The sequence below is a fragment of the Ohtaekwangia sp. genome (genome assembly GCF_036568665.1).
Classification (GTDB): domain Bacteria; phylum Bacteroidota; class Bacteroidia; order Cytophagales; family Cyclobacteriaceae; genus Ohtaekwangia.
In genome coordinates, this window is the sequence record NZ_DATCSD010000103.1 from 1 (window position 1) to 7562 (window position 7562).

Annotated in this window: 5 protein-coding genes and 1 tRNA gene; 4 read left to right on the plus strand and 2 right to left on the minus strand. The window is 42.8% G+C overall.

The window, feature by feature from the left end:
* Positions 1-4 precede the first annotated feature (4 nt).
* Together VIN08_RS05410 and VIN08_RS05415 are read right to left on the minus strand one after the other, a co-directional pair.
* Positions 5-4111 (minus strand): hybrid sensor histidine kinase/response regulator transcription factor, encoded by a 4107-nt coding sequence (locus VIN08_RS05410; RefSeq protein WP_331961373.1) that lies wholly within the window; start codon positions 4109-4111, stop codon positions 5-7.
* A 143-nt stretch (positions 4112-4254) separates the two neighbouring features.
* A complete protein-coding gene (locus VIN08_RS05415) occupies positions 4255-5058 on the minus strand; it encodes an RMD1 family protein (protein ID WP_331961376.1) in 804 nt (267 codons plus the stop codon).
* Positions 5059-5257: 199 nt separating this feature from the next.
* Here VIN08_RS05415 and VIN08_RS05420 point away from each other — a divergent pair, with 199 nt between their 5' ends.
* The 4 genes from VIN08_RS05420 to VIN08_RS28620 all read left to right on the plus strand — a co-directional run.
* Positions 5258-6019, plus strand: a complete 762-nt coding sequence (locus VIN08_RS05420) for a S1/P1 nuclease (protein ID WP_331961379.1) — start codon at positions 5258-5260, stop codon at positions 6017-6019.
* 151 nt (positions 6020-6170) lie between these two features.
* The gene (locus VIN08_RS05425) at positions 6171-7163 is read left to right on the plus strand and encodes a polysaccharide deacetylase family protein (RefSeq protein WP_331961382.1); all 993 of its coding nucleotides are present in this window, start codon (positions 6171-6173) and stop codon (positions 7161-7163) included.
* A 106-nt stretch (positions 7164-7269) separates the two neighbouring features.
* Positions 7270-7343: transfer RNA gene (locus tag VIN08_RS05430), tRNA-Asn, on the plus strand.
* 31 nt (positions 7344-7374) lie between these two features.
* Positions 7375-7562: GIY-YIG nuclease family protein (locus VIN08_RS28620; RefSeq protein ID WP_414693245.1), on the plus strand; the 188-nt coding region annotated here is incomplete at its 3' end.

Consider the following 7562-nt stretch of genomic DNA (forward strand, 5'->3'; position numbering starts at 1 on the left):
TATTTTATGCTTTCCTTTTTCCGGAAGCATAGGCTGAAGGAAGCACGCTATACTGCTCTTTGAAGTAACGAGCAAAGTATTTTGGATTGTTAAAGCCAACCTGATAGGCAATTTCTGCAACCGTTAGCTGACTTTTCTCCAACAGCTGTGCTGCCTGTTGTAAACGAATGGTGCGAATAAATTCCAACGGTGACTTACCGGTGAGCGAAAGTATCTTCTTATATAAATGCGCGCGACTGATTCCTAACTCTTTGCTCATATCCTCCACGGAGAAATCAGCTTTCGAAACATTTTTCTCCACACACTGGATTGCATTTTGAATAAACTTTTCATCCAACGGTGTAATATTCAACTCGCTTGCTTTAACATCAAGTTGCCGAGGAAATGCTTTCTGATATTTTTCACGCTGATTGATCAGGTTCTGAATGCGCGATGCCAGTATCTCAAAGTTGAAAGGTTTCGTGATATAGTCGTCTGCTCCCATCTGAAAGCCTTCTACTTTTTGTTCTTCTGCAGCACGCGCGGTAAGAAGTATAACGGGTATATGTGATACTCGTTGATCGGATTTTACCTTGCGACACAATTCTATACCATTCATCTCCGGCATCATAATGTCGCTCACGATCAGATCAGGAAGAGCCTCCTCTACTTTTCGCCATCCTTCCAATCCATTGGGAGCTTCCAGTATCTGGTAATCCAGTTTTAAATTGTCTTTCAGATAGAATCTGAAATCTTCATTGTCTTCTACCAGCAGCAGCAAAGGCTTTTTAACGTGTGCTGAGTCAGACTCTGCCAGTGCTATAGCATCATCCATTGGCATTACAGCCTCTACAACGGGTATACTCTCTAAATTTTCTTTATGACTCACTACTTCTTCTAACGGCAATCGCACCGTGAAGCAACTTCCTTTACCCGGCTCGCTCGTAACGGCTATCGTGCCTCCATGTATCTTTACAAATTCTTTTGTAATCGACAGGCCTATACCACTGCCCTGGTTTACCATACTCTTGGGCAATTCGTTCTGGAAGAAACGTTCGAAGATCTTCTCCTGCTTATCGGCAGCTATACCTATACCTGTATCTTCTACCTGAATACACAGCCATCGATTCTCGCCCTCCATTTGTTCGTCTACCCGTACCGTTACAGCTCCATGTTCCGGAGTGAATTTGAATGCGTTGGAAAGTAAGTTAAACAATATTTTCTCGAGCTTGTCCTGATCGAAGATCATTTCCACAGAAGCTATGGCAGATTCGAACTGAAGCTTGATATCTTTTTTCTCTGACAGATCGGAGAATGAATAAACTGCCTCCCTGATAAAGTAAATAATGTCTCCCTCGGAGGAATTGAATTTTATTTCCTGCACTTCAAGCTTTCTGAAATCCAAAAGTTGATTTACCAGATTCAATAATCGCTTGGCATTGCGCTGTATCAATTGAAACTGATTTCGCTGGTCGGTATCATTGGTTTGCTTCAGTATTTTTTCCAGCGGAGTAAGGATCAGTGTAAGCGGTGTTCTGAACTCGTGGCTCACGTTGGTGAAGAATTTTATCTTCATCATGTCCAGTTCATGCATACGCATAGCTTCCTGCCGCTCCTGCTGTATAACGAATTTCATTTTTTCACGCTGCTGAATCAACTTGCGTGTGATCAACAAACCACTAATGATGAGCAGAAAATATAGCACGAGCGCTGTGCGCGTCTTCCAGAATGGAGGCAGCACCGAAATGCGCAGACTGGTGCCTTCATTATTCCACACACCATCGTTGTTGGCGGCTTTAACATGAAAGGTATAATTACCCGGATCGAGATTGGTGAATGTAACTTTTCGCGATTTACTATCTACGGTTAACCAATCGGCATCAAAACCTTCGAGCTTGTATTTATACTCGTTCTTTTCAGGATGAAAGAAATTGAGTGCTGCAAACTCGATGGAGAAAACATTTTTGTCAGGAGGGAGTACAATTTCAGTCGCCTGCGAAATATCCGTTGGCAGCAACACTTTCCCGTCTATGTTCTCTTCGGCCCGTATACTTTTATTGAATAATTGGAAGTCGGTGAATACTACACGTGGTATATTCTTGTTCAAGCCTAATTGCTCGGGCTTGAAGATGTTGAATCCATTCGCACCACCAAACACTAATTCACCCCGCGAAGTTTTGCACGCGGCATTCTCGTTAAACTGTTTACCCTGCAACCCTTCTGCTTCACCATAATTTTTAAAATGATAGATAGCCCTACCGTTGGCATCGGTTGTTATAGAGAGACGTGAAAGCCCATTCGGTGTACTCATCCATATATCACCGGAGGCATCTTCCAATATAGTAAGGATAGTATTATGCGGCAGGCCATCATCCTTTGTAAAGGCTGTAAATGTAATTGACTTCTCATCATACAGATTAAGTCCGCCAGCGGTAGCAATCCATACTCTGCCTTTTGAATCCTGCCTGATATCAAGCACGCTGTTATTGCTTAAACTCTTCGGGTTATTATTCTCGCTCTCATAATGTAAAAAACGGCCTCGTTCGCGATTGAGTATATCTATACCGCGGGTAGTTCCAATCCACAAATTACCGTGTCTGTCTTCCGTGATCGCAGCTATATAATCGGCACCAACTGAATTCATATCGCTGGAACGATAGTGCGAGAATGTCTGCGTACGTGCGTCAAAAAGATTCAGTCCGCCATTCAGTGTTCCGACCCAAAGTCTGTGGCGTGAATCTTCAAATATCTCCCACACACTTTGATTCGACAGACTGGAAGGATCAGCAGGATTATGATTGAAGCGGATAAATTTCTTTCCATCGTAGCATATTAAGCCACCATAGTATGTACCGATCCATAATTTCTTTTCATGATCAATGCAAAGACTGACAATCACATCACTCCCTATACTGTTCGGATTGGTCGGGCTATATCTATACTCTGTATATTTACCTGAAGTCCTGTCGAAGTATAGCAAGCCTCCTCCATTGGTACCAATCCACAAATTTCCTTTATCATCTTCTACAAAACGATTTACATCTGCATACGGTAATCCTGCAGGATCAACCGGTAAATGCCTGTATACCGGGAAGCGAATTATATTCTCGTGATAATAGCTGATTCCTTTTTTATAAGTACCTGCCCAGATTATACCATCATTATCTTTATAGAGCACATTGATGCTATTCTGGCTCAGGCTTTTCTCATCTTCATCGCGATGAACAATGTAGCGAATCGAGAAATCTTTTTTATTGACAACATTTATACCGCCATGATCGGTGCCCACCCAGATCATGCCTTTGTTATCCTCTGCTATATCTCTAACAATGTTATTATTCAGTTGGGCTGTATGGCTGTCTTTATGAAAGTGCTGAAACGTTTTGGAGGAAGCGTTAAAATAATATATACCTTGATTGTCATTGGCAATAAAAATCCACAGGTCGCCATCTTTATCCGCTAATAAACGGTATTGCAAGGAAGCCCCGTGATTTGCCTGCCACAATGTTGTATTTCGATAAACCACTTTGTGCGCAAGGCCTTTCATTTCAACGCGCTCCAATATACCATTGGCATGAATTACCCAGTTATTGCCACGATTATCCTGCGCAAAAAATGATACCGTATCAGAAGCAATACTATTCGGATCTTTAGCATTATGCCGCAATGGCACCGCCTGGCGTGTAGCCGTTACGTATTTTACCAAACCGGCTGTAGTATGGATAAACCAATAGTTGCCCGAAGTATCTTTGATCACATCAGAAAGTGTACCGGCTGGTATAGTATAGGAAGTATAGAATGACGAAAGGTCTGACTGAAATCTCTCGGTGCTGGGATCGTAGAGATTGAGTCCACCCGAGGTAAGCACGCCAATGCGGCCGTCAGGAATTTCAAACAATCCCTGAATAGAGTTACTGCTTAACGAAGTGGAGTCGCGCGAATCGTGCAGAAATACTTTGAAAGAATATCCGTCATAACGGTTAAGTCCGGAAGCAGTACCGATCCAGAGAAATCCCTGGCGGTCTTTCAGCAAGCACAGAACTTCATTGTGCGAAAGACCATCGTTCACATTTACATGCATGAACTGATAGCGCTCAGGTTGTGCTATAGCCAGAACAGGGCAGAGCAGCATCCAAGCTATTCGAAAAATTATCCCCTTATTGATCCAACCAGTCAGCATCCGCATGCAATTTACGGAAAGGGCTTTATTAAAAATCACAAAAATTATGTAGCATCAGCACCTTTCCATTCCAGGGTATACTCCAATATTAACTATCACCCTGCAAGCTTGAGTATTTTTGTGATCAACAGGTCAAATACCTCTACCAGAATCAAAACGATGATGATGTATTCCAACAGACTGCTTTCCCGCTGATTGATAATCTCACGAAAAACCGACAGGTTATCTTCTATAATCCGCAGGGTATATTCTATTTCACTGAAGCGAACGCGAAGATCAAAATGCTTCATCAAACCCTGGTGAAGTTTATCGAGATACTCATCGTCCCACACCAGGTCGGGGGCATCAAATATATAAATGTTCTCTGCGATCTCGTTTTGTGTATTGAGTGCTTTACCAATGAAGCGCATCATGTTATTACGGCTGATCTTCAGCTTGCCGGTTAACTCCAGTTGATTGGCAAATCCTTTTACTTCGGTGAGCAGCGTTTCGCCCACACCGTGGTAATAATCCAGCGCAACAGATTGAGCAAGGTTGAACATGGCAATGCGGATCACACGATCATCGAGTCTTCCCAACACCACACGATCAAAATCAAAAGCTATATCGCTCCTTCCCTCCTCACATTGCAATTCATGATCATCGCGGAGCCAGTTTAACGAAGGACTTTTCTGAAAACCGGCAATCGTTTTTATAGCCCACTTCATTTCATCTTCATTATAACCGGCAAATACAACTACGCCATAATTAAAGTAGTATTGGTATTTACCGTTTCCGAAATGATAATACAGTTCAGACGATGAATCGGCCAGAGGCTTGATATCCAGGAATGTTTTAATACCCTTTATATCTAACTGGTTGGCAACCAGAAATGCAGAAAGTTTTACCGGAAGCGGCATACATTTTTCTTTATACCTAAAGATAAAAGAATGCCGCCATTCAGAAAGTTCAGGCTATTGTGCTACAAAACAGCAGGTAATACACAGTTAATACATCTTTTATATAAAGGATGTTTGAAAACTTGTTTTTAAATCGAGATTTGCGACTTCAATGATCAAAAAGCCTTGGTATTGGGCTAACGTGTTTAATCAAACCCAAATGAAAAAATTATTTATACTCTTCTTGCTGACGCTGAGCTATGGATACGCCAGCGCCTGGGGACAAACAGGCCACCGTGCTACGGGATGGATTGCTGAAAAATATTTATCAAAAAAAGCCAAGAAGGAACTTGACCGTATTCTGAGTGGTCAGTCACTGGCCATTGCCAGTACATGGATGGATGAGATTCGTTCTGACTCCACGTATGATTTTACTGCTGACTGGCATTGGGTAACGATTCAGGATGGACAATCGTACGATCAAAGTACAAAGAATCCGAAAGGCGATATCGTTCAAACTATTGAACGCATTATCACAGAGCTGAAGTCGAAAAAATTTACAGGCAAGGAAGAAGCTGAGCGCATCAAAATGCTGATCCACCTGGTGGGTGATATACATCAACCATTACACGTGGGGGTAGGCAATGATCGCGGTGGTAATGACGTAAAGATCATGTGGTTTCGTGTAGACAGCAACCTGCACCGTGTATGGGACAGCGACATGATCGATGATACTAAATTAAGCTATACCGAACTGGCACAGTCGCTCGATAAGCCTACGCCTATACAAATGGCGGGCTGGCAAAATTCTTCTGTGCGCGATTGGGCCTACGAGAGCATGGGATATCGCAAACAAGTATATGATTATGGTGCCGGTAAACTTGGCTACCAGTACTCCTATAAATATTTTCATGTAGTGCGCCATCGCTTGTTGCAAGCCGGCATTCGTTTGGCCGGTGTACTCAACGAGATCTACGGATAGTAAATGATCGACTCACTTAGCAGGGCTCGCTGTATAAATATATAGTGAGCCCTATATATTTATATACTTTGCTTGCTGCAACACGTTGATTAGTCATTAGCAGAATCTGTTTCTTTTTCCGACCTTAAATGGAATAAAACACAGATACACCATGCCCCGCCTGATCTTTTCAATTTTACTATTGACACTACTCACCGTAACACGGCCGGCCTATACGCAAACTACGTATGCTGAGAAACTCGGATTTCCGAAAAATGCACGCGTACTCATTCTTCATGTGGATGATGCCGGGATGTCGTGGGATTCGAACCAGGGTGCTATACGTGCACTTGAAAAAGGAGTAGCTACTTCGGTAAGTGTAATGATGCCTTGCCCCTGGGTGCCGGGCTTTGTTCACTATATAAAAAAACATCCTGCGATCGATGCAGGTCTTCATCTTACATTGACTTCTGAATGGAAAGATTATCGATGGTCGCCATTAACCGGTAAACCTGCTTCTCCCGGACTTGTTGATACGGAAGGAGCCTTCTGGCCATCGGTTGAAGAAGTAACAACACATGCTTCTGCCGATGAAGTGGAAGCAGAGATTCGCGCTCAACTGGCGCGTGCGCAAGCTATGGGATTTCAACCCACGCATCTTGATTCGCACATGGGTACATTATTCGCCAAACCGGAATTTCTGGAACGGTATATAAAAGTGGGCATGGAAAATAAAATTCCTGTGATGCTTCCCGGTGGACATGATACAATGATCAGTGAGCAATTGCCTGCGCCTTTTGTTCCGTACTTACGCATGGCTGGTGAAAATCTTTGGAACGCTGGTCTTCCGGTGCTCGATGATCTCCATAACCTGAGTTATGATTGGAAATATCCAACCGGTGAGTTGACTGATGCTGCACTGCAAAAATTTTCTACGGGAAAATATATGGAGACGATCCGCCAAATAAAACCGGGCTTAACAATGGTGATTATGCATTGCACTTCGCCCACAGAAGTATTCAGTTATATCTCAAATTCCGGCAAAACGCGCAAAGGCGACCTGCTGGCAATGATCGATCCGGCATTGAAAAAATTCCTGGAAAAGGAAGGTTTTATTTTGACAACGTGGCGGGAAGTAAAGGAACGCAGGGATAAACTGAAATAGAGCTGAAAAATATTCGGAGTCGAAATAATTCTGTTCTTTTTTTAGGTCAAGGTTTGGAAATTTAGAGTGCAAGTCCTTAATATTGCACTCCCAAATTTAAACGAATTCCTCCTTAGCTCAGCTGGTTAGAGCATCTGACTGTTAATCAGAGGGTCCTTGGTTCAAGTCCAAGAGGAGGAGCTAAAGCCACCATACCGGTGGCTTTTTTGTTATGAGCCATTGTGTATACATTTTATTTTCGGTGACCATCAATCGATTCTATATCGGCATGACCGAAGATATTCAGAAACGAATTTTCCAGCACAACAATCCCATTCACAATTCGAAATTCACTGCCAAAGGTGTTTCGTGGGAGTTATTTATAGCTATACCATGCGAGGATAAACAACACGCTTTGAA